Here is a 23,847-nt window from a genome sequence, read left to right on the forward strand (position 1 = left end):
TTCAAGTTTTATCCAGGCAGCACGATCCGATTTTTATTTACTATCAATCAAAAAATCCCCGCCTGATTGATCGGCAGGGATCGTTTAATGATTAGTCGCGCCGCAGCTGCATGTGTTTGGCACTGATGCGTGAGACCAGCATCATTAAAAGCGTCCAAACGATTGCTGAGACAACCAGCGTAACGATGATTGCCGTTTTAGCTGCCTGACCGCTCAAATCGATTGACCAGTTTGATCCAATAAACTGGAAGACGCCCAGTTTGATCAATAGCAGCGTCAGGTAATAGATGCAGAATGCTGCCAGAATCGGGCCGCCAATCGCAACGATTACTTTCCACTTACGATTCAATAGACTAAAGAAGTAGCCGATTGCCATTGCCGTCATGGTTGCTTCAAACAACAGCAGCAACTCAAACAAGATTCCCTGCCAAGTCGACACGCTGCTGTTAACGATAAACGCCTCTGCCGGATGACCATCTGCCAAGACTTCAAACAGCACGATCAGAACTTCTTGAACCAGCGTAATGATAACCGCGCTGAGCATCTGAGAACGCCACATGGTCTTACGTGAGATGCCGTTTTGAATCGTCCATTTAAAAGTGCTGTATGGCATAATCAAAAAATAGAAGAATGGCACCAAACTAAGGATAAAGCTCCAAGAACTGAAGATGCCGCGCAGATCACTGCCAAAGCTGCTCCAGTCAATGTGTCCTAAAATCAGGTTCAAGATGGCAAAAAATGCCTGAATTGCCGCCAGCCAGATTGCAGCAATGACAAAGCCCTTGCCGCAGCGGTACAGATCTGTCTGCACCACGGTTTTTTGTTTTGATGAAATCATAATTCTCCCCCTATTTGTTCGTTAGATAGATAAATGCCTGCTGCAGATCTGGATGCTTGATTTGAATCTGATCCGGAATCTCCTTTTCTTCATTCAGCGCCCCACGTACGAACGCGGTCTTGATGCCGGCCAGGCTGCGCGTTCCCAATACGTTTTGATCCTTAACATACTCTTCAACCAGCATTGCCGGACCGCTGATTACAAACATCTCGCCTAACAGATCTTCAACGTCAGCATCAACGGCAATCTTTTTATTATCCAAAATAAAGACATGTTCAACCAGCTGCTGAATCTCTTCAATCAGGTGTGTTGACAGCACATAGGTCTTGACGTTTTCTTCATAGGCCTTGAGCAGTTCTTGATAAAAAACATCGCGGTGATTGGCATCCAGCCCCAAGATCGGTTCATCCAGGAAAATATAATTAGCGTTGACCGATAATGCCACGATGAGCTTGGCCGCCGTCTGCAGACCTGTCGAAAGATTGCTCAGCCTTACGTTCTCGTCTTGAATATCAAACTCCTTTAGCAGCCGCCGTGCCCGATTAAAGTTAAAGCTGCCATAAGAAAGGTCTGCCATTTCCCACATCTGCTTTAAAGTCACGTGTTTAGGATAGAGACTGACCTCGCTCATCAGATAAAACTGCGTTAAGGCCGCGTCATTGTCATTGATCTCATCATTGCCCAGCTTAATCGTGCCATTAGTTGGCAGAATTCGATTAACGATCAGATTCAATAGCGTTGACTTGCCAGCTCCATTGCGTCCCAACAGCCCGTAAATCTTGCCCGGCTGAATCGTCAGACTGATGTCGTCTAAAATCGTCTGCCGACCATATTTTTTGGTAATTTGACTAACCTTTAATGTTTCCATCTTGATACCCCCGTTTGATCAATTCGATTAGATGCTCTTCAGTGATTCCCAGCTTGCCGGCTTCTTCCAGCAGGCTTTTAATATAGTTTTCATAAAATGCGTCCTTACGCGTTTCGACTATCTTGGCTTGGGCCCCCGCTGCTACAAACATTCCCAAGCCGCGATGCTTTTCCAACAGTCCCCGATCAACCAGCTGCCGCATTCCTTTGAGCACGGTCGCCGGATTGATGTGCAGTTCTTGAGAAAGCTGCGTGGTTGAAGGCGCCTGTTCACCTTCCTTCAACAGACCAGTAAAGATCATGTCTTCCAGCTGATCGGCAATCTGTTGATAGATTGGTTCCGTTTGGTCAAATTCAAATTGCATGACCAACCCTCCCTATTTATCCTCTTAGTTAATTACATAAGTAACTAACTAAATAATACCAAAGCTTTTGTTTTTTGCAAGCTCTAAAAATAAAATAATTTCGTCGAGCCGCCTAAAGCCTTGGTACACAAGGAGTTTTCTGATACAGATTTTTTAGTGAATTGATTTGGTGAGCTCTTTTGCCGGTCTGTGAACACTAAATACCTTATTACCAAAATAAAAAACCCCGCCTCATTATCGAGACAGGGGATTGACTGAACAGAAAACTGCTCAGGATTGAATTATATTGCCAACCAAGCTTTTGATCGGTTGATTTTAGCGGCGCTTATGCTTGTTGCGCAGTTTCCGCAGTTTTTGCTGCTGACGCTTCTTAGCCTGCCGCGCCATGCGATTCATCGCCATTTGACCCATTTTGCCGCCCATGCCAGGCATCTGTCCGCCCATCATGTTCTGCAGACCGCCAAAATTGCCATTGGTAACCTGCTTCATCATTTTGCGCATCTGATTGAACTGCTTGATCATCCGGTTGACCTCAACGATTGGCCGCCCAGAACCTGCTGCCAGCCGACGACGACGACTCGGGTTCATCAGATCAGGATTTTCCCGTTCTTCAGGCGTCATTGACAAAATGATGGCCTTGATGTGGGCAAACTGTTTTGGATCAATGTTGATATTCTTTAATGCGGGATTATTGGCCATCCCAGGCATCATCTTTAAGATATTCTCCAGTGGGCCCATTTTGGTAACCTGGTCCATCTGCTCCAAAAAGTCATTATAGTCAAACTCATTGGCCCGCATCTTGTCCATGGTTTCCTGGGCTTTTTCTTCATCGAAATTCTTCTGGGCCTTTTCAATCAGGGTCATCATGTCCCCCATGCCCAGAATTCGTGAAGCCATACGATCGGGATGGAAGACGTCGAGATCCTCCATCTTTTCACCTTCACCGACAAACTTGATTGGCTTGCCAGTAACGGCTCGAATCGACATGGCCGCCCCACCACGAGTATCGCCATCCAACTTGGTCAAGACGACCCCCGTGATGTCCAGCTTGTCGTTAAAGCCTTGCGCCGTTTTAACCGCGTTTTGACCAGTCATGGCATCAACGACCAGCAGAATTTCATTTGGCTGTGTCAGGTTCTTGATGTTGACCAGCTCATCCATCAACTGCTCGTCAATCTGCAGCCGTCCAGCCGTATCGATGATTACATAGTCGTTATGATTCTGCTTGGCCTGTTCCATCCCGTCTCTAACGATATCAACGGGATCTTTTTCGGTTCCTTCTTCAAATACCGGCACGCCAATCTGGTCAGCAACCTGCTGCAGCTGCGTAATTGCGGCTGGTCGGTAAACATCGGCCGCGATAAACATTGGTCGGGCGTTTTCTTCATTTTTCAGACGCAGTGCCAGCTTACCGGCCGTCGTCGTTTTACCGGCACCCTGCAGCCCGACCATCATAATTACGGTTGGAATGTGCGGTGCTTTATTCAGCGGGACGGCTTCCTCACCCATCAGCTTGGTTAATTCTTCATTAACGATTTTAACGATCTGCTGTGCTGGATTTAAGCCTTTTAGAACCTCAGCCCCAGCTGCTTTTTCCCGTACCGTTTTAACAAAATCCTTAACTACAGCAAAGTTAACGTCGGCTTCCAAAAGTGCCAGGCGAATCTCACGCATGGTTTCGCGCAGATCGGCTTCCGTAACTTTAGGCTTACGCCGCAGTTTTTCCATCGCTTTTTGCAGGCGATCGGTCAATCCTTCAAATGCCATTTTTTTCTCCTCTTTTCATCGTGCTTGGTCAATCGCAATCGATGAGGTTAATTTAATTTATAGTTCAAACATTTCTTATTATACCAAAAAGCCGGCCAACTCAAAATGAACCGGCCAGCTTATTTTATTCTTCTTCCATGTTTTCCATGTTGGCAATCAGATTATTCAGCTCGGCGTCATCAGGATAATGCTCCTTGACATAGCGCTGAATTCGATCTGCCTGGCGATTGCGCATCTCAAAATCGGCATACAGATGCAGCTTGTCCTCGTAGCTTTCCAGAATCTTTTCGGTCCGCTTGATGTTGTCATAGACCGCCTGCCGCGAAACTTCAAATTCTTCAGCAATCTCGCCAAGCGAATAGTCATCGGCATAGTAAAGCTGAATATATTCGTTCTGCTTTTTGGTCAGCAATGGCTGATAAAACTCAAACAGCGCGTTGATCCGCTCGTTTTTTTCGATATCCACGGCCGCCACCTCTTATTTTTCGACAACCAGGCCCTTGAACAGTCCGTAGACAAAATCGCTGGCATCGAATTTCTCCAGATCGGTAACCTTTTCGCCCAGCCCAACGTACTTAACCGGCAGATGCAGCTCATTGCGAATGGCCAGAACAATCCCACCACGCGCCGTGCCATCCAGTTTGGTCAGCACGATTCCGGAAACATCCGTGCTTTCCTTAAACAGCTTGGCTTGATTCAGCGCGTTTTGACCAGTCGTTGCATCTAATACCAGCAGAACCTCATGTGGCGCATCTGGAATCTCACGTGCCATGATCCGTTTCATCTTAGCCAGCTCGTTCATCAGGTTGACCTTGTTTTGCAGCCGTCCTGCCGTATCAACCAGCAGAATGTCGTAGTTTTCTTCCTTGGCTTTCTTCACCCCGTCAAAAACAACGGCTGCTGGATCACCGTTGGCAGGTCCCATGACGATATCAACGCCATCACGCTTAGCCCAGACATCCAGCTGCTCAACGGCCCCGGCTCTAAACGTGTCACCAGCTGCCAGCAGGACGCGCTTGCCTTCATCCTTAAAGCGCTTGGCCATTTTACCGATCGTAGTCGTCTTACCGGCACCATTAACCCCGACGAACATAATCACGGTTGGGCCTTCCTTGGCAAAATTCAGATCAGGGTTTTCATCCTTGCCAGCATCTTCATACAGATCCACCATCTTTTCAATGATGACGTTGGAGACATCCTGCTTGCTCTTGGCATTTTGCAGCTTAACTTCTTCGCGCAGCTCATCAGAGATCTTCATCGCCATGTCATAGCCGACGTCTGATTCGATCAACAGGTCTTCCAAGTCTTCAAAGAAATCCTCGTCAACGTGGCGGAAATTGGCTAAGAAGTGATTCAGTTTGGCCCCAAAGCCGGTCCGTGACTTTTTCAGACCGCGATCATATTTTTCAGTCGTCGATTCTTCGGCCTGGGATTCCGAAGCAGCCTCATCATCATTTTCATCATTTTGTTCAACCGTGGCTTCCGTTTCGGCTTGCACTGCTGCAGCCGAATCGTGGTCAGCGTCTGACTGCGGCTCAGCTGCTTTAGTTGGTTCTTCAACCGTTTCTTCAGCTGCAACTGATGCTTTGACTGTCGCTGTGACCGCACTCTCATCAGATCCGGCCGAAGCAGCTTCAGTACCGGCAGACTGAGAATCAGCCTGTTCAGCTGATCTTTCATCGCTGATGGCTTCTGATGCGGCTTGTGACTGAGCTGATTTAACCTGAGCGGCTTGTTCTTCAGCTGCCGCGGCGCTTTGCTCGGCGGCCTCAGACTGTGCTTTTTCAATGGCAGCCTGTTCTGCTTGACGCGCGGCATCGGATTGAGCGGCTTGTTTCTCGGCGGCCGCGGCGCTTTGCTTGGCGGCTTCGGACTGTGCTTTTTCAATGGCTGCCTGTTCTGCTTGACGTGCGGCATCAGATTGGGCGGCTTGTTCCTCAGCAGCTGCGGCAGATTCCTGCATGGCTGCTGCCGTTGCTTCATCAATTTCAGCAGCTGCTTCTTTTTGATCATTTGCCGCACTGGCTGCTTCGGATTCAACTGCGGTACCTTGACCGGCAGTGTCTTCACTTACCTCAGATTCAGCAGCCGTGCTTTGACCGGCCGTGCCTTCACTTACCTCAGATTCAGCGACCGTACTTTGGCCAGCCGTGCTTTGGCTAGCCGTGCCTTCACCTACCTCAGATTCAGCAGCCGTGCTTTGACTGGCTGTATTTTCGCTGGCAGCGGCCTGGCTTTCAGCATTTTCACTGGCCGCTGATTCAGGGGCTTCTTCTTTTTTCTGCTTGGACTTACGACGGAAAATATCAAATAATCCCATTTTTACGCCTTCTTTCTAACCTAATTGCGATCATCGCTATTGAGTGCTTCTTCAACATCGACGGAAACCATCTTGGAAACCCCGGATTCCTGCATGGTGACCCCATACAAGACGTTGGCATTCATCATGGTTCCTTTCCGGTGCGTAATTACGATAAACTGTGGGCCATCCTCGCCGAAACGACTCAGGTACTTGGCAAATCGATCAACGTTGACCTCATCCAAGGCAGCTTCGGGTTCATCCAAAATGGCAAATGGTACCGGCCGCACCTTCAAGATGGCAAATAGCAACGCGATTGCCGTCAGCGCCTTTTCCCCACCAGAAAGCAGGCTCAGCTGTTGATTGCGTTTGCCAGGCGGTTGGGCCATGATGTCGACCCCACTAGTCAAAACATCATCCGGATCAGTCAGCACCAGTTTAGCCTGACCACCTTCAAAAATCGTGGCAAACGTTTCGGTAAAGGCGGCCGATACTTCTTTAAAAGTCTTGATAAAGCGCGTCTTAACCTGTTCATCCATCGCATCCATGGTTTCCTTAAGCTGATCTCTGGCTTTTTCCAAATCGGCTTTTTGGCCAGACAAAAAGTCATAGCGCTCCGAAATACGTTCATATTCCTGAATGGCACCAGTATTGACCGGCCCCAGCTCATCCAGGCCGCGCTTCAAAAGCTTCAGCTGCCGGTTCAATTCATCATCAGACAGTGGACTGAGCTCTTGTCTGGCATCGGCAAGCGTCATTGAATAGGTTTCGCTTAAACGATTCAGTCCTTGATCGATCAGCATCTCCAAACGGGCCCGCTGCGACTTGATCCCAGAAAGATCTTCGATAGCCGCGCGCTGTAATGCCTGCAGCCGATCGTTCTGCTCATTGGCATCCTGCAGCTGATCATTCAGCGTCGTCAGTTTTTCATCACTGGCTTTCAACTGATCCTGCGCGTCGTGAAGCTGCTGTTGAGCCTCAGCCAATGCGGCGGCCGTTGTCTGGCGATCATCGGCCTGCAGCTGATCATCATGGTCAAGCGCCTGTAATTGCTGTTCCAGACTGGCTAGCTGCTCATTGGCATTCTCTTGACGCGTCTGCAGTTCCGCGCGCTGCTCTTTAGCCTGACGCAGCCGTTCACGCGCCACGGCCAGCCACTGCTGCATTTCATGAAGCTGTTCAAGCTGGGCACTGGCGTTGTTCTGCAGATCATTTTGCTGCTGCTTGATCTTCTCCATGGTGACCTTAAGCTGCGTCAGTTCATCAGCGAGCTGTTGTTCGTTTTGCTTGGCTGCGGCCATCTCTTGGGCAAACTGATCTGGGTTGCCGGCTGCATTGGCTTGGTAGTCCAAAGCTTTCAACTGACGCTTAAGCTCAGCCAGCTGACTGTCAGCGAGCTGCTGATTGGCCTTGGCTTCACTGAGTTTTTGATTGGCCTGGGCAGTTTCATTCTGCAAAGCGGCCAGCGTTTGCTGATTGCTCCGCCTTGCCTGTTCCAGCTGCGATACTTTTTGTTCCAGCTCACTGGATCGCTGCTGTTGTACCTGCAGCTCTTGTTTCATCTTTTCAACCATCTGCTGCTGGCTTAACAGACCAATCCGCTGACTGCGGCTGGCCCCACCAGTCATTGCCCCGCTGGTATTGATCAGCTGACCATCCAGCGTAATGACGCGAACCTGGTGCTGGCCTTCTTTAGCGAGCAGCGTGGCATGATCAAGATTATCGGCCACGATCGTATTGCTCAGCAGATGATCGATTACGACTTGAAAGCGTGGATCATACTGAATCAGCTCACTGGCACGACCGACAAAGCCAGGCAGCGTGCGCAGGCGTGCCAGATTGCGAGGCTGATAACCGCCGCGCAGCGTATCCAATGGCAGAATCGTTGCCCGACCGCCGCGCTGACGAACCAGATAGTTGATAATCTGCTTACCATCGTTTTGAGTGGCCACCACCAAATGCTGGAGCTGACCGCCCAGAACCGTTTCCAGTGCCGTCGTATAGGCTTGCGGTACTTTGATCAGCTCACTGACCGGACCGTACAAACCGTTAAACTGGCGCCGCTGCTTTAAGACGTTCTGCACGCCGCTGTAATAGCCGGTATAGTCGGCAGCCATTGCCTGATAGTTTTTCACGCGGTTTTGACACGAACGCACATCCCCCAGCGCTTGATACCAGCTCTGTTGAACCTGCTCATACTGCGTTTGCAGCTGAGCCTGCTGAGCTTTTTCCTGATCGAGCTGCTGGGCTTTGGCTTGCTGTTCCTTTTGAGCGGCAATTACAAGCTGGACCTGCTGATCAGCATTCTGCTGGGCATTTTCCAAGCGTTCCTGTACGTTTTTCAGTTCATCGCTGTGCTGCTGATACTGATTGAGGGCCTGTTCATGGCTGCGCTGCAAAAACGTCTGCTGGTTATGGGTCGCAGCTTGTTTCTGCATCAGATCAACCTGCTGATCACGCATTGATTCCAGTTGCTGAGCCAGCTGCTGCGCGCGCTGTTCCGCACTTTGCGATTTGGCCTCATTAAGCGCTGTTTGATGTTCCTTAATCGCCTGCTGCTGATCGGCAATTGCCTGATCCTGCTGCAGAAGTGCCTGTTCAGTTGCTGTCAGCTGCTGTTTAAGCTCATTTTGCCGGGCAAGCAGGCGCTGTTTTTCATTTTCGCGCTGTTCAAGTCTGACAGAGGACAGCGACTGTTTACTGTTAAGCTTGCCAATGATCGTCGTGGCATCCAGAATCTTTTGCTGCAGCTCATCTTTGACGACTAACAGCCGTTTTTGCTGCGCCTGCTGCTGGGCCAGCGCTTGAGCAGCCGCCTTGGCCTGTTCGTCATATTCAGCCGCCATGGTCTGTGCTTTTTCCTGCTTGGCGACGATTTGTTTCAGCGCGGCTTGGTTCGAATCCAGCTCACGGACGGTCCTGGTCTTGTCAAGCAGATCGAACTTGCCTTTTTGCTCCAGGTAGTCTTGAGCCAACGCACTCTGCTCGGCTAAAGGCTCCAGCTGATCTTCCAGCTCGGCAACGATATCATTGACCCGGTTGAGGTTTTCTCGCGTCGTATCCAGGCGTTTTTCAGCGGTTGCCTTATTTTGTTTATATTTTGATACTCCAGCAGCCGTTTCAATAATGGCACGGCGATCAGCGGGCTTGCCATTAAAAATCTCAGCAATCCGGCCTTGTGAGATCACGGAGAACGACTCGCGACCAACGCCGGAGTCAACAAACAGATCAACAATATCTCTTAAGCGAACCTGCTGACTGTTGATCAAATATTCGCTGTCGCCATTTCGATACAGCTTGCGCGTGATCTTGAGCTCGGAAAAATCACTGTTCAGATAATGATCACTGTTGTCAAAGGCAATCGAAACCAGTGCCCGATTTAATGGCGCACGGTCTTCAGAACCATTAAAGATGACATCCGCCATTTTATTACCACGCAGAGTTTTGGCCGACTGCTCACCCAAAACCCAGCGAATGGCCTCGATGATATTTGACTTCCCACTGCCATTGGGGCCAATGATCCCGGTCATTCCCGGACGAAATTCAATTGTTGTTGGTTGGGCAAATGACTTAAAGCCATCCAACGTAAGCGACAATAAGCGCATCGGGATTCCCTGCCTTTTAGTTATTTTTGCGCAGCTGATTCAAAGCTGCCTGTGCCGCCTGCATTTCAGCGTGCTTCTTTGAGCTGCCGATCCCTTGAGCAATCGGTTTGCCATTTACGCTGACGCTGACTTTAAACTGCGGATCATTTTCAGTACCGGCTTCACTGAGGAGATGGTATTCAATATCAACATCCCCGTTGCGTTGCAAGAATTCCTGCAGACTGGTCTTGGCATCAACGGCGTGGTCAAACCAGCCCATATCCAGTTTCGGAAAGATGACGCGGTGAATAAACTTTTCCACGGCATCGCGGCCTTGATCCAAGTACAAAGCGCCAATAAAAGCTTCGAAAATGTCACACAGCAGACTGGCCCGCTGCCGAGCGCCGGCCATTTCCTCGCCATGCCCCAAACGAATATATTGATCAAAGTGACATTCCTTGGCAAACTTGGAAAAACTGTCCTCGCACACCATCGCTGCCCGCAACCGCGTCAATTTACCCTGCGGCAGCTCAGGAAACCGCTTGTAGATATATTCCGAAACAAACAGCTGCAAAACCGCATCACCCAAAAACTCGATTCGCTCATAGTATTTCAGTCCCTGATGCGGATGCTCATTAACGTATGATGCCTGCGTAAAGGCCTCTGCTAAAAGATCCGGATTATTGAAATGAATGCCAAACTCTTTGGCAAGATAGTCTTCTAGTTCTTTAATGAGAAAAACTTCCTTTCGTGTAATTTCCATTGAAAAAAAGACCGCCGACAAAGTAATGCTTCATCGCGGTCCCGGTGATTTTGCTTATTTTTTGTCCTGTTGATGGGCAGCGATGTAATCAACCACTTCACCGATCGTGCTGAGCTTTTCGGCTTCGCTGTCTTCGATTTCAGCACCAAAAGTATCTTCGACTTCCAGAACGAATTCTACAAAGTCGATGGAATCGGCATCCAGGTCGGTCTTTAAGTTCAGGTCTTCCGTAATCTTAGCCCGGTCAATGTCAAAGTGATCGGCTACGATTGATGAGACCTTGTCAAAGATTTCCTTTTTATCCATCGTCTGTTCTACCTCACAATTTTATTTTGAACTAACTTTTCCTATTGTATTAGTTTTTAGGCTGATTGTCCATGTTTTCCTCGGGACTGAAGTAGTCAACGGCTTCTTTTATAATGCCGGTCTGGATCATGGTGCGAATCTGGCCAATCGTATTCTTGACTGCAACCGCATCAGCAGAGCCATGCGTCTTAACAACTGGCGCCTTCAAGCCAAGCAGTACGGCCCCGCCATAAGTCGAAGTGCTCATCTGCTTGGCAATGTTTTTAAAGACGGGCTTTAAGAACAGGTAGCCGATCTTGGCCCGCAGACCGCCATTTAAGATCCCGCTTTTGATCAGCTTCAAAAACATCTTGGCAGTGCCTTCAGTAGCCTTCAGTGCCGCGTTGGCCGTCCAGCCGTCGCTGACTACGACATCTGCCTTGCCAACCAGCAAGTCGCCAGCTTCCACGTTGCCGATAAAATTCAGATTGTCTTCGGCCTTAAGCTGCTGGTGAACTTCTTTATGCAGCCGGTCGCCTTTATCTTCTTCAGCACCATTGTTGAGCAGCGCCACCCGCGGATTTTCGATTCCCAGCACGCTTTCGGCATAGAAACGGCCCAAATGAGCATACTGAACCAGATTGCGCTCCTTGGCCTCAGCATTGGCGCCACAATCCAGGTAGACGAAACTGTGCCGTGAGCTGCCTGGCTCCGCAATTGGCAGAACGCTGGTCAGACCCGGCCGATCGATTCCCTTAATGCGGCCAACGATCAGCAGGCCCGCTGCCAGAATCGCGCCAGTATTACCAGCCGAAAAGAAGGCATCGGCCTGTCCTTCCTTAACGGCTTGCGCGGCCCGCACGATCGAGGAATCCTTCTTGCGGCGAATGGCCTTGACTGGTTCTTCGCCCATTTCGATTTCTTCGGTGGTTTTTACCAAGTGCAGCCGCGTCTGATCCTTAATCAGCGGTTCAACTTTTTGCGGATCTCCGTACAGATCAAATTCCAAATCGGCATACTGATCACGGGATGCTTCAACTCCAGCAACGATTGCCTGGGGTGCGTGGTCGCCGCCCATGGCATCTACAGCAATTTTAATCATTTTTTCTCTCCTTAATCAAAGTGCGTTTCCAGCTGATGACGTTTTAAATACAGTACCAGCGGCTGATTCTCATCTTTTTCATCCCAATGCGGTGCAGCCAAGAGCGCGCCTGCGTCAGCCCGCGCCGTCTGCAGCATCTTCAAATCTCCAATTGGATCGCCGACTTTAAACTGCGGCAGGCCTGACTGGTTGGTTCCTAAGACGTCACCTGAACCTCTAAGCTCCAAGTCGCGCTGCGCAACGGCAAATCCATCTGTCGTTTCAGTCATGGTCTGCATCCGGGCCTGACCATCCTCAGTTTTTGGATCGGCAATCAGTAGACAATAGCTCTGGCGCTGTCCACGCCCGACACGACCGCGCAATTGATGCAGCTGGGCCAGCCCAAAGCGATCCGCGTCATAGATCAGCATGACCGTGGCATTTGGATTGTCGACACCGACTTCAATTACGGTCGTTGCCACCAGTACCTGCAGCTGATTGTCCTTAAACTGCTGCATAACCGCCGCTTTTTCATCACTGCTCATCCGACCATGCAGCAGTCCAACTCGGTAGTCGGGCGCGAAATACTCGGCAAACTTTTCATAGAGGTCGGTTGCATTTTTTACATCGATTGATTCCGACTGTTCAATCAGGGGACTGACTACATAAACCTGCGCGCCGTCTGCCAGCTGTTCTTTTAAAAACGACAGCGCGGCTCCGCTCTGATTTTCTCGCAGCCAACGCGTTTCAATCGGCTTGCGGCCAGCTGGCAACTGGTCAATGATCGAAACGTCCATCTCGCCATAGGTTGTAATTGCCAGCGTCCGCGGAATCGGCGTGGCCGTCATCGCCAAGACATCCGGATTCTCGCCTTTTTCGCGCAGCAGCTGCCGTTGACGAACCCCAAACCGATGCTGCTCATCAATAATCGCCAGCCCTAGATTGGCATAATCAACCTTGTCTTGAATCAAAGCATGCGTGCCAACAACCAGATTAATGGTTCCCGCTTTAATCTCATTAAGCAGCTGCTTATGCTGCTTAGCAGTCATTGACCCGGTTAAAAGACCGACGCTGACATGCGTGCCTTCAAAAATATCAGCCAGTTTGGCAGCATGCTGGGCCGCCAAAATTTCGGTCGGCGCCATCAAAGCAGCCTGGTAGCCAGCATTGACCGTGGCCGCAATTGCCAGCGCAGCGACGATTGTTTTGCCTGACCCCACGTCCCCTTGTAAGAGACGGTTCATCTGGTAAGGCGCGCGCAGGTCGCGACAGATCTCATTGACCGAGCGTTTCTGCGCGTCAGTCAGCTCAAAGGGAATCGTTTTGATAAATTCCTTGAGTTCCTGATTGTTATACAGAATCTGATTGCCATCGTCTTGCCGGTGCGCCCGTCGAATTGCCTGCAGTCTCAGCTGAAACAAGAAGAATTCTTCATAGGCAGCTGTTTTTTGCGCCTGCTTGGCAACAAAAGGCGTGGTTGGCCAATGCATCTGCTTGATCATTTCGCGGCGCTCCATCAGCTGATAGCGCTGGCGCAGCGAAATCGGCAGCAGCGTTGCAATGACGTCTTTATATTGATCATAGGCCTGTTTGATCAACTTACGCAGTGTTTTTTGTGAAACATGCTTGTTGGCTGGGTAGATCGCGCCTAATTCACGCTCTTGGTTCTGCGTAAACAATTTGCTTCCCAGAATCTGCTGACGCGCGGCATCCCATTTTCCCTGCACGGTAACATGGGTATTTAGGATAATACTGTTTTTTAAATATGGCTGATTGAAAAAAGTCGTCAAGACAACGTTGCGATCAACCAACAGCCGAAAACTCAAACGATTGCGTCGATAGCCGTACCGCGTCAAAACCGGCTCCGAGCTCACCGTACCATGCACCGTTACTTTTTGACGATCCTTGGCAGTGCTCAGATCAGTCGGGGCAAAGTCATCATAGCGTGAAGGAAAGTACGTCAATAGATCCTCAACCGTTTTAATGTCTAAAGTCGCCAGTGCCTCAACCGTTTTCGGGCCAACCCCTTTTAGGCAGCCAACTGGATCCTGCAGACTTTTCAAACAAACGCCCCCTTTTATTGCTGGTAATAAAAAAGCCGCATCGCCTGCTGACGACACGACTTGATTACGCCAATTCAGCGCTGATAATTATTCAACCGAAATCAGATATGGATAGACTGGCTGACCACCATCATAGATCTGAACGTCTAATTCGTCATCAACGGCCAAAATGGCTTCCTTGATGGCTTCAGCAGTTTCTTTATTGCCATCGACCCCATAAAGAATCGTAACGATCTCGCTGTCTTCATCCAGCATCTGCTTAACCATTTCGATTGCTGCCGTTTTGACATCAGCCGCCGTATTGACGATCTTGCCATCCACGATTCCCATGAAGTCATCTTTCTTGATCGTTTGACCATCAATCGTCGTATCGCGAACCGCGTTGGTAACCTCGCCGCTCTTAACCATATCCAGGTTGCCTTCCATGTTGGCTTGGTTTTCTGCCAGGTCAGCTTCTGGATTGAATTCCAGCATTGCACTCATGCCCTGCGCAATCGTCTTGGCATGAACGACCTTAGTTGGAATATCGGCAACTTCGGCAGCTTGATCGGCAGCCATAAAGATGTTGCCATTGTCAGGCAATACCAAGGCCTGCTTAGCACCGCTTTCGTTGATAGCTTCGGCAATTTCTTGAATGCTTGGATTCATGGTCTGACCGCCGTTGATCACATGGGTTACGCCAAGACTTTCCAGCAGCTTGGCAATCCCATCGCCAGAGGCTACGGCAATTACTGCTGTGTCCAGCGCCGGCTTTTCAGCTTCCTTGGCCTTTTCAAGCGGTGTCGGCTCGCCTTCGTCTTTTTCCATGATCTCTTCTTGCTGCCAACGCATATTGTCAACCTTGACCGTCTGCAGATCACCAAACTGCTGACCCCAGGAAAGTACCTTGCCTGGGAATTCAGTATGAACGTGAACCTTAACAACCTCATCGTCATTAATGACCAACAGGCTGTCGCCCAGCTTGGCCAGGTAGTTATAGAAGGTGTCGTAGTCAAATTTTTGCGTTACCTGCTTGCCACGGCCAATCCGAACCATCATCTGTGTACAGTAGCCGTACTTGATGTCATTCGGATCCAGCTTACCCTGTGCGCTTTGATGATGCTTGGCATTGATCATTTCATCAATTTGAGCATTATCCGGCTTAACCAGGTCGTTTTCTGCAACCTTGCCGCTTAATGATTCATAAAAGGCCTGCAAAACAAACACCAGCCCTTGACCACCAGAATCAACTACCCCGACTTCCTTGAGCACCGGCAACAGATCCGGCGTCTTTTTCAAGGCTTCTTCACTGGCATCATAGATTTTTTCCATAATGTCAACCAGATCATCATTCCCAGCCTTGACCTCATTTAAACCGGCTTGAGCTGATTCGCGAACAACTGTCAGAATCGTCCCTTCCGTTGGCTTCATAACTGCCTTGTAGGCCGTTTGGGCACCATTGGCATAGGCGTCAACAAAATCTTTGGCTGATAATTCCTGCTTATCGGCACAGCCTTTGGCAAAGCCACGGAAAATCTGCGACAGGATAACGCCGGAATTGCCCCGGGCACCCATTAAAAGACCTTTAGCCAGTGCCTGCGCCAAGTCGCCAACGTTGGTGCTGGTAGCTTCACGCTCATATTTGGCACCGCTGGTCATTGACATACTCATGTTGGTTCCCGTGTCACCATCTGGAACCGGGAATACATTTAACGAATTAATGAATTCGGCTTGAGCGTTCAGTTTGGCGGCTGCCGCCTGAACCATCTTGCCGAATTCGAGATTAGTAATCTTGGTAACTGTCAAAATCAATTCCTCCCGTGGCACGTCTTAATCATCGCCCAAAACGCGAACGCCTTGAACGTATACATTGACGGCATTGGCCGTGACGCCCAGCATGGATTCGAGGTTGTACTTGACCTTTTCTTGGACGCTCTTAGACACTTCTGAAATCTTCGTGCCATAGCCAACAATGATATTAACGTCAACGGAAACGCCATTGTCTTGCTGACGAACAACAACGCCCTTGCTGTAGCTGTCATGCCGCAGAATCTGGTTGACGCCATCCTTTAATGGATTGCGACTGGCCATCCCTACTACGCCATAGTTATCGGTAGCGGCGCCGCCTACGACCGTTGAGATCACATCATTAGCAATATCGATCGTGCCAGACTTTGTTTTAATCTTAACTGCCATCTTCAATGGCCTCCCTTAATCGTTTGTCATCAAGTTGATATCTCTATCATCTTACCATAGCACAGCAATGTCAAAAAGCAAATTAGCCCGCATTGCTTAAACCAATCAACAAAAAAATAAGCCGCCCGCAAGGCGGACAGCCTATGTTTTTGGACTAAACCCGAGTCACTTTACCCGACTTCAGGGTACGTGCTGAAACGTAAACCTTCTTTGGCTTGCCATTTACCAAAATGGTAACCTTTTGCAGGTTTGGCTTCCAGGTACGACGACTTGAGTTAAGGGCGTGTGAACGCTTGTTGCCGAAGCGCGTCCGCTTACCGGTCATGAAATCCTTAGCCATGTGGAACCCTCCTCTCCTCATCAGTTATTTTCTCCGCGCTGAGATGCGCGCTGTAACTCACCTAAATAATTTACCATAGGGGGGCTTTCAATGCAATAGTTTTCTTTCAAGTATTTTCACTTGACACCTTTGAAAGGCCCCTGTGAATGGACATCACGGCTTTGAATAACGGCCACGATTCCACTGTCAAAAGAAAAATGATTGATCGTCCCGACAAACTCATTGCTGGACCAGGAAATGGGCAGCGGGCTGTCAAAATGATCCAGATTATACTTTTCATCAGGCAGCGTCAAACCGGTTACCGGCGTCAGATTGACAAAAGCCAGATACGGCATCTCAGGCACTTTATAAATCTCATAGCTGCCCGGTTCATAAAAATCAACCGTATTCTGACGATCAACCAGATGAATCTTTGCTAGGTACTTACGATATGGCTCCATCAATGGCGTGTACAGGTTGGCCAGCAGCTGATCCAGGCGGCCTCCCGTTGTCCCCCAGATCGTGATTGAAGCTGGCTGGTAATATTTCATTGCCAGTAAAATACCGATCTGAGTATCGGTATAGTCTTTTTCCGGTGGATAGATATCTACTTTTGGGACCGCCGCTTTGACTCGTGCTAATTGCTCAGGCGTGCTGGAATCAAAGTCGCCAGCAGCATATTCGGGAACAATACCATGCTCAAGCAGTCTGGTTGCTCCTAAATCAACGCCCAGCCAAGTCTCAGAGCGATGATCAGCGACTTGATCATAAGGAATCAGCGCTTCCGGCCCGCCAACCATAATGTTGATTTTTTCATTCATAAGCAGCCTCTCAAAAAACGCGACGAATCGCTTCGTCACGTTTTTAACCTAATTAACCTGATTACTTAGTAGCGTCGCGCAGTGCTTGAATGCGGGCCAGTGGGTCTTCGGCATTGTAGACGTATGAACCGGCAACCGCAACCGTGGCGCCAGCCTTGTAGCAGTCAACAACCGTTTCATTGTTGATCCCACCATCGATTTCAATGTCAAAGTCATAGCCGTTAGCTTTCTTAATTGCATCCAATTCAGCAATCTTGGCAACCGTTTCTGGCAGGAACTTTTGACCGCCAAAGCCAGGGTTAACAGTCATTACCAATACTTGGTCAACCATGTGCAGAACCGGCTTGATCATCTCAACCGGCGTCCCTGGGTTGATCACGACTTCAGCATCCTTGCCTGCGTTCTTGATCAGCTGCAAGGCACGGTGAATGTGCGGCGTTGCTTCAACGTGAACGCCAATGTTGTCAGCACCAGCTTCTGCCATTGCTGGAATCAGGTGTTCAGGATTTTGAACCATCATGTGAACGTCCAGGTACATGTCAGTGATTTGACGAATTGCCTTTACAAAGCCTGGGCCATAGGAAATGCTTGGAACAAACGTGCCATCCATCACGTCAATGTGCAGTTCTTCAGCACCAGCCTGGTCAACCAGCTTGATGTCCTTTTCAAGATTCATGTAGTCTGCGCTCAAAATCGATGGAGCTACTTTAATCATAATCTTTTTCCCTCGTTTCAATTCAATAGTTTGGTTTTTGGCTGACAATTAGTTCATTAAACTGAACATAATTGTCATACCGGCTCTTCATTATTGTACCATGCTCGACGGCGTTCTTCACGGCACAGCCAGGTTCTTTTAGATGCAGACAGCCGCGAAATTTGCATTCTGGGGCCAACTGACGCATTTCTGGAAATAATTTTGAAAGCTCCGTCACGTCCATATCAAAATCCTCATATGACGAAAAACCAGGCGTATCAGCAATCAAGGCCTCGCCAATCGTCATCAGACTGACTTTACGCGTGGTATGCCGCCCGCGTTTTAAAGCCTGCGAGACCTCACCAGTTGCCAGATTTAATTCAGGCGCCAGGTGATTCAGCAGCGTTGACTTGCCCGCCCCAGTCTGCCCCATCATCGTAACGATATGATGACTGAGCAGCTGTTGAAGCTGATCCAGTGTTGTTTGGCCAAACGGCGGCCGCTGCGCAATTACTGCGTAGCCGATTGCCCGATAGCCAGCTAAGATCGGCTGCAGATCCTGCCATTCGTCATCATTTAGCAGATCCGTCTTAGAAAAATAAATGATTGGTTCAATGGTTTGTTTTTCCAGAGCAATCAGCTGACGATCCAATAAATTGCTGGAAAACTTGGGCTGTTTAGCGGCCGTAACGACGACTGCCTGATCGACATTGGCTACTGGCGGCCGCCGCAGCTGGTTCTTACGGGGCAGCACCTTAAGCAGATAGCCGTCTGCAAATTCTACTTGATCGCCAACGATTGGCTTAATGCCGCGCTTACGGAAGTTGCCTCGGCCACGCGTACGATAAACTGCACCGTCACAAAGCACGTCAAAAAAGCCGCTGAGCGATTGCTGGATGATTCCTTGTTGCACTTTACACCTCAACTTATCCTGTAATATTCGTCGCGCTCATAATAGTCTGACCATTGCGAATTACTCGGTAGGCGCCAGTCTGACCATTACGCAGCGTAAATGGTACGTTAATCGTCGTTTCTTGATTGATGGTAATATCCTCATATTCCATCGTCAGGTTATGATAGGCATCGCGAATATATACCTGTACTCGGTTTTCCTTCTTGCCGCCATTACCATCAAACGGAATGTTGATTTGAATATTGGTCGTCCTTAACTCGTTGGAATTGCTGGCAATCTGAACGGTCAAGGTATCACCATGCGTCAGCTTGCTGCCTGCTTTAGGCGTTTGCTGGATCACATGGTTGGTAGCAACGGTTGTTGAATTTTTCTGCGTCGTCGTCAGCTGCAGCTGGTGCTTATTGGCAAAATCCTGCACTTCACTGACATCCTTGCCTTTAAAGCTTGGAATCGTGACCTGCTTCTTGCCGGCGCTAACCGTCAGCGTGACCGTCTGCTGGCTGGGATTGATCGTCGTGCCGGCATTGACGCTTTGTTTAATGATTTTCCCCGTTGCAACGGTATCGGAATATTTTTTGGCCTGCTTAACGACAAAGCCTTTATCGCGCAGCTCATCAGCCGTGTCGGAATAGCTGTCGCCAACGTAATCAGCCATCTTCCATGTCTTAACGCCGCGGCTGACAACCAGATCGATCGACTGGCCAGCATGGGCGTGGCGCTGGCTGCCAGCAACTTTGACGACATGATTTTTAGCCACGGTCTGACTGCTTTTTTCGGTAACGTTGCCTAAGCGCAGATGATTTGCCTGCAGTTTCTTTTCCGCCTGTGCCGTCGTCAGTCCCTCGACGTCAGGAACGCTGACCGATCGATGCATGTAAAGACCGGTACCAATTCCGATTGCCGCGATCAGCAGCACTAAAATAACCGCCCATTTGCGAATTGGGTGGCGCTGAATGGAGCGTTTCATACGGCTTTGTCGCGTTGCCGTCAGTTGTTTGGTGTCGTCGTCAACCTTTTCATCGCTGGTCTCATCAAGATTGGTGGCCTCTTTAATTGCATCCAGATCCAATACTTTGGTTTCTTCGTTGCTGGAATGTTGACCAACTACGAATTTTGGTTCATCAGCCCGTGATGGATCCAACGAGGTCTGCAGATCAGCCGCCATTGCCTCAACATCGTGATATCGGTCACAAGGGTGCTTGGCAGTGGCCCGATAGACCACGTTTTCCAACGGCTGCGGAATCTGCGGATTGAATTTGCGCACTGACGGAATCTCATCGCGAAAGTGTTTTAAGGCAATCGAAACCGCTGTCTCACCTTCAAAAGGCACTTGACCAGTCAGCAATTCAAATAGGATGATTCCTAAAGAGTAGATATCAGACTGCGGCGTTGCAATGCTGCCGCGCGCCTGTTCGGGAGAAAGGTAGTGAACCGATCCCAACAGACTATTGGTTTGCGTCATTGAATTTTGCGAAGCCGCCATGGCAATCCCAAAATCCGTAATCTTAATATTTTTATTCTCATCGATCAAAATATTCTGTGGCTTTAAGTCGCGGTGAATAATGCCGTTAGCATGGGCGGTCTGCACTGCTGACAAAACCTGTTCCATAATGTCGATGACTTGCGGCAAGGGAATTGGATAGTGATCATGAATATAGTTTTTCAGGTCGGTACCCTTAACGTATTCCATTACCATGTATTGAATGCCATGCTCTTCGCCAACATCATAAACGCCAACGATATGAGGATCGTTAAGCTGAGTGGCCGCCATGGCTTCTCGTTCAAAGCGACGTTTGGTACTCGGATCATCGCGCAGGTCCAAGCGCAGCAGCTTGACCGAAACATCGCGATCCAGCACCAGATCGTGAGCCAGGTAGACATTGGCCATGCCGCCCTCACCCAGCGATTCGATTATTTTATACCGGTGATTAAGCTCATATCCGGGTTTCATTGATTTTATCTCTCCTGATCATTTTGGCTGATCAGAACGGTGATATTGTCCGGGCCACCAGCTGCATTGGCTTTTTCAACCAAAACGCTGCACTTGTCCTTCAGCGGTGCATCGCTTTGTAGCACTTGGGTCAATTCCTGCTTATCAACAGTTTTGGACAGGCCATCCGAGCACATTAGCAATTGATCTCCCGGTTCAAATGGAAAAACGTTAACATCAATCTGCGCATCATGCGAGATTCCAATTGCCCGGGTTATAATATTGTTCTGTGGTGACACGGCGGCTTCCTGTTCGGTTAGATCGCCGTTCTTGACTAACTCATTTACCAAGGAATGATCAACCGTGACCTGTGTCAAGACGTTTTGATGCATGATATAGCCACGACTGTCGCCGATATTGGCAATTACGATTTTTTGCCGATCATTAAAGAAAATGGCGGCTACCAAAGTGGTCCCCATTCCCTGATAATTTTCATTCTTGCGTGATTCGTCAATGATTTGATCATTGATCTGCTGCACCTGATCGGCAAGCCACTGTTTAGCAGCTGCCTCATCATTGGGCGCAGACTTTAAGAAGCGCTGACCGAGAGTCTGAACGGTTGTTTGAGCGGCAACATCCCCGCCACGATTGCCACCAATGCCATCTGCAACCAAATCCAGCTGCATTCCGGCATCCGTGGCAAAACTATCGACGCGATCTTGATTTTCAGATCGTTGTTGTCCAATATCTGATTGATAGGCTGTTTCCATGGGTCTATGTTCCCTTCTACAAACGTTGGAGGTTACTGATAAAGAATCCATCAGAACCATAATCGCTTGGCAAAATCGTCAAGGTTGCCCCCGTTCGCGCGTTTTTCAAGGTACGCGCCGTTTGCGTCTTTAGCAGTCTGAATTCGGGATGTGCGGCTAAAAAGGCCTGCACAGTACCATCATTTTCCTGCTGCAAAATCGTGCACGTACTATATGTTATTATACCGCCTTTTTTTAGTTTTGGGGCAACTGCATTTAAAATTGCCAGCTGAATTTCATGCAGATTTTGACTGTCACTAAGTTTTTTATCATAGCGAATCTCGGGCTTGCGGCGCAAAAGGCCAATTCCGCTGCAGGGCGCGTCAACTAAGATTTTGTCAAACTGGCCATCCTCAAACTTTTCATCCACCTTGCGTGCATCCAGTTGACAAGCATGGACGCGCTCAGCCACGCCAAGCCGCTGAGCATTTTTTTCAATTAATTTGATCTTGTGGGCATGAATGTCTAAGGCCGTAACGCTGCCACCCTGTTTTTCATCCAAGGCAGCCGCAATCTGGACGGTTTTCCCTCCCGGCGCGGCACAGGCATCCAAAACCTGATCTGCTGGGTTAATCGTCATACTTTCTACGGCCAGCATGGCGCTTTCGTCTTGAATCGTGACCAATCCCTGCATAAACACGTCTGTATTGACGACATCGCCGCTTTTAACCACCAGACCGGCCTTGGCAACCTGGCTAGGCTCAACTTCAACGCCCTGCTCTTTTAAAATGGCAATTGCCTGGGGAATAGTCGTCTTGGCCTCATTTACCCGCAGTGACACGCGGGCTGGTTCGTTGACGGCCTTAAAAATTGCATCGGCAGTCGACTGACCATATTGTTTGATCAATTCATCAACCAGCCATTGCGGCAGACTGAACTCCACTGAACGCCGCTTGATTGGATCCTCGATGGCGTTAACATCCCTCAGCCCTTGACGCAAAACGGCATGCAAAACGCCGGTCACAAAACGACGGGTTCCCGGATTGCCAAGCTGCTTAGCCAGTTCGATCGACTCATTGGTTACTGCCCAGTCAGGCACGCGATCCAGGTAGCGATATTGATAGATCGACATTAAAAGCAGCGTCTTGACCCAGCTTTCGATCTTTTTACCCTTAATAAAAGGCGCCAGCCAGTATTCCAGGGTTAGCTTGTGCTGTAAGACCCCATAGACCAGATTGGTAGCCAAGCGTTTGTCGACTTCGCTCAGCTGGCTGCTCTTGAGATTCTGATTCAGCTGCAGATTGGAATAGGCGCCATTCTGCAATACCTGATCAAGCGTTTTTAAGGCAGCGCCGCGTGCAGTATTGATTTGCTTATTCTTCATCGGTGATTGCCTGAACTCCTTGCTTTAGATTTTGATGACCATTCAGATAAGAAGTGATGTCCATTTCGCGTTTGCCCTTAGGCTTGAGCCGATTGATCCGATAAGTCGTATGATCGCCAGCCGCCAGAATCAAGGCATGCTTTTCAACGCGTACGACCTGTCCCGGTGCCAGATCCGTTTTTTCGTCCAATGGCGTGACGTCGTAGATCTTAGTCTGCAGACCGTCAATAATCATGTTGCCAATTGGGAATGGCCGCAAGCCGCGTACTTTGTCATCAATCCGGTCAGCTGGCAAGCGATAGTCAATGCGTTCCTGCTCACTGGTAATATTCGGTGAGAAGACGACTTTTTCCGGATCCTGCTTGACTGGCTGTACGTCGCCGGTAATCATTTTGGGCAGCGTCTCCATCAAAAGGTCGCGGCCCAGCAGGCTCAATTTTTCAAACATCGTGCCGCTGTCGTCCTGTTTGGTAATCGGAATTGCCTTTTGCGCAATAATATCGCCGGCATCCATTGCTTTGACCATGTACATGATCGTGACGCCGGTTTCTTGATCGCCATTGATGATTGAGTATTGAATCGGCGCGCCGCCACGGTATTTAGGCAGCAGCGAGCCGTGGACGTTGATGGCCGCAATCTTAGCCGCTTCAAGCATCTTGACGGGCAAAAACTGACCAAACGCCGCGGTAATCTCAAAATCAGGCGCCAAGTCGATCACACGCTGCATTTCCGGACTGCCGCTCAGCTTTTCGGGCTGCAGAACCTCGATTCCATACTTAACGGCCAATTCCTTAACTGGTGTCGCGCGCAGTTCATGCTTACGGCCAACCCGGCGATCCGGCTGCGTAACGACCGCTTTTACGTCATAGGCCTCATCATCAATCAAAGCCTGCAGAATCGGTACGGCAAACTGAGGCGTTCCCATAAATACAACTGATACTGACATAACA

The 23,847-nt window shown here is 49.3% G+C and carries 21 protein-coding genes; all 21 read right to left on the minus strand.

Going from position 1 to position 23,847, the window contains the following annotated elements; all coding sequences use genetic code 11:
* Positions 1 to 91: 91 nt before the first annotated feature.
* Positions 92 to 838: a hypothetical protein gene (locus tag H0G69_RS06660; protein WP_180304505.1), complete on the minus strand. Its 747-nt coding sequence runs from the start codon at positions 836 to 838 to the stop codon at positions 92 to 94.
* Positions 839 to 848: 10 nt separating this feature from the next.
* Entirely contained in the window at positions 849 to 1,706 is an 858-nt protein-coding gene (locus H0G69_RS06665) for an ATP-binding cassette domain-containing protein (protein ID WP_180304506.1), read from the minus strand.
* On the minus strand, positions 1,687 to 2,070 hold the full coding sequence (locus H0G69_RS06670) for a GntR family transcriptional regulator (protein ID WP_006499624.1): 384 nt from the start codon (positions 2,068 to 2,070) through the stop codon (positions 1,687 to 1,689). The genes H0G69_RS06665 and H0G69_RS06670 overlap by 20 nt, the downstream gene beginning before the upstream one ends.
* 315 nt (positions 2,071 to 2,385) lie before the next feature.
* Positions 2,386 to 3,837, minus strand: coding sequence for a signal recognition particle protein (ffh, locus tag H0G69_RS06675; protein ID WP_006499623.1), 1,452 nt, complete (start codon positions 3,835 to 3,837; stop codon positions 2,386 to 2,388).
* A 124-nt stretch (positions 3,838 to 3,961) separates the two neighbouring features.
* Entirely contained in the window at positions 3,962 to 4,303 is a 342-nt protein-coding gene (locus tag H0G69_RS06680; RefSeq protein WP_033935160.1) for a putative DNA-binding protein, read from the minus strand.
* Between the two features lie 12 nt (positions 4,304 to 4,315).
* Entirely contained in the window at positions 4,316 to 6,157 is a 1,842-nt protein-coding gene (gene ftsY / locus H0G69_RS06685) for a signal recognition particle-docking protein FtsY (RefSeq protein ID WP_180304507.1), read from the minus strand.
* 20 nt (positions 6,158 to 6,177) lie between these two features.
* Positions 6,178 to 9,741, minus strand: coding sequence for a chromosome segregation protein SMC (gene smc, locus H0G69_RS06690; protein WP_180304508.1), 3,564 nt, complete (start codon positions 9,739 to 9,741; stop codon positions 6,178 to 6,180).
* A gap of 16 nt (positions 9,742 to 9,757) precedes the next feature.
* Positions 9,758 to 10,483: a ribonuclease III gene (gene rnc, locus H0G69_RS06695; protein ID WP_034540448.1), complete on the minus strand. Its 726-nt coding sequence runs from the start codon at positions 10,481 to 10,483 to the stop codon at positions 9,758 to 9,760.
* 54 nt (positions 10,484 to 10,537) lie between these two features.
* Positions 10,538 to 10,789 carry an acyl carrier protein gene (gene acpP / locus H0G69_RS06700; protein ID WP_006499618.1) on the minus strand — a complete coding sequence of 84 codons (252 nt, stop codon included), beginning with the start codon at positions 10,787 to 10,789 and terminating at the stop codon, positions 10,538 to 10,540.
* Between the two features lie 49 nt (positions 10,790 to 10,838).
* Positions 10,839 to 11,867: a phosphate acyltransferase PlsX gene (plsX, locus tag H0G69_RS06705; RefSeq protein ID WP_180305424.1), complete on the minus strand. Its 1,029-nt coding sequence runs from the start codon at positions 11,865 to 11,867 to the stop codon at positions 10,839 to 10,841.
* Between the two features lie 14 nt (positions 11,868 to 11,881).
* The gene (gene recG, locus H0G69_RS06710) at positions 11,882 to 13,912 is read right to left on the minus strand and encodes an ATP-dependent DNA helicase RecG (protein ID WP_180304509.1); all 2,031 of its coding nucleotides are present in this window, start codon (positions 13,910 to 13,912) and stop codon (positions 11,882 to 11,884) included.
* A gap of 87 nt (positions 13,913 to 13,999) precedes the next feature.
* The gene (locus tag H0G69_RS06715; RefSeq protein WP_180304510.1) at positions 14,000 to 15,697 is read right to left on the minus strand and encodes a DAK2 domain-containing protein; all 1,698 of its coding nucleotides are present in this window, start codon (positions 15,695 to 15,697) and stop codon (positions 14,000 to 14,002) included.
* 24 nt (positions 15,698 to 15,721) lie between these two features.
* Positions 15,722 to 16,087 (minus strand): Asp23/Gls24 family envelope stress response protein, encoded by a 366-nt coding sequence (locus tag H0G69_RS06720; RefSeq protein WP_006499614.1) that lies wholly within the window; start codon positions 16,085 to 16,087, stop codon positions 15,722 to 15,724.
* Between the two features lie 154 nt (positions 16,088 to 16,241).
* Positions 16,242 to 16,427 carry a 50S ribosomal protein L28 gene (gene rpmB / locus H0G69_RS06725; RefSeq protein WP_006499613.1) on the minus strand — a complete coding sequence of 62 codons (186 nt, stop codon included), beginning with the start codon at positions 16,425 to 16,427 and terminating at the stop codon, positions 16,242 to 16,244.
* Positions 16,428 to 16,543: 116 nt separating this feature from the next.
* Positions 16,544 to 17,227 (minus strand): thiamine diphosphokinase, encoded by a 684-nt coding sequence (locus H0G69_RS06730; RefSeq protein ID WP_143112673.1) that lies wholly within the window; start codon positions 17,225 to 17,227, stop codon positions 16,544 to 16,546.
* Positions 17,228 to 17,288: 61 nt separating this feature from the next.
* Positions 17,289 to 17,942 carry a ribulose-phosphate 3-epimerase gene (gene rpe / locus H0G69_RS06735; RefSeq protein WP_034540451.1) on the minus strand — a complete coding sequence of 218 codons (654 nt, stop codon included), beginning with the start codon at positions 17,940 to 17,942 and terminating at the stop codon, positions 17,289 to 17,291.
* A gap of 22 nt (positions 17,943 to 17,964) precedes the next feature.
* Complete coding sequence (gene rsgA / locus H0G69_RS06740) at positions 17,965 to 18,834, minus strand: ribosome small subunit-dependent GTPase A (RefSeq protein ID WP_033935165.1); 870 nt, start codon at positions 18,832 to 18,834, stop codon at positions 17,965 to 17,967.
* Positions 18,835 to 18,847: 13 nt separating this feature from the next.
* Positions 18,848 to 20,785: a Stk1 family PASTA domain-containing Ser/Thr kinase gene (gene pknB / locus H0G69_RS06745; RefSeq protein ID WP_180304511.1), complete on the minus strand. Its 1,938-nt coding sequence runs from the start codon at positions 20,783 to 20,785 to the stop codon at positions 18,848 to 18,850.
* A gap of 5 nt (positions 20,786 to 20,790) precedes the next feature.
* Positions 20,791 to 21,534 (minus strand): Stp1/IreP family PP2C-type Ser/Thr phosphatase, encoded by a 744-nt coding sequence (locus tag H0G69_RS06750; protein WP_180304512.1) that lies wholly within the window; start codon positions 21,532 to 21,534, stop codon positions 20,791 to 20,793.
* Between the two features lie 16 nt (positions 21,535 to 21,550).
* Complete coding sequence (rsmB, locus tag H0G69_RS06755; RefSeq protein WP_180304513.1) at positions 21,551 to 22,897, minus strand: 16S rRNA (cytosine(967)-C(5))-methyltransferase RsmB; 1,347 nt, start codon at positions 22,895 to 22,897, stop codon at positions 21,551 to 21,553.
* Positions 22,887 to 23,843 (minus strand): methionyl-tRNA formyltransferase, encoded by a 957-nt coding sequence (gene fmt / locus H0G69_RS06760; protein ID WP_180304514.1) that lies wholly within the window; start codon positions 23,841 to 23,843, stop codon positions 22,887 to 22,889. Before fmt ends, rsmB begins: the two co-directional genes overlap by 11 nt.
* Between the last annotated feature and the right edge of the window lie 4 nt (positions 23,844 to 23,847).

It is taken from the genome of Limosilactobacillus mucosae, assembly GCF_013423865.1.
Taxonomy (GTDB): domain Bacteria; phylum Bacillota; class Bacilli; order Lactobacillales; family Lactobacillaceae; genus Limosilactobacillus; species Limosilactobacillus mucosae.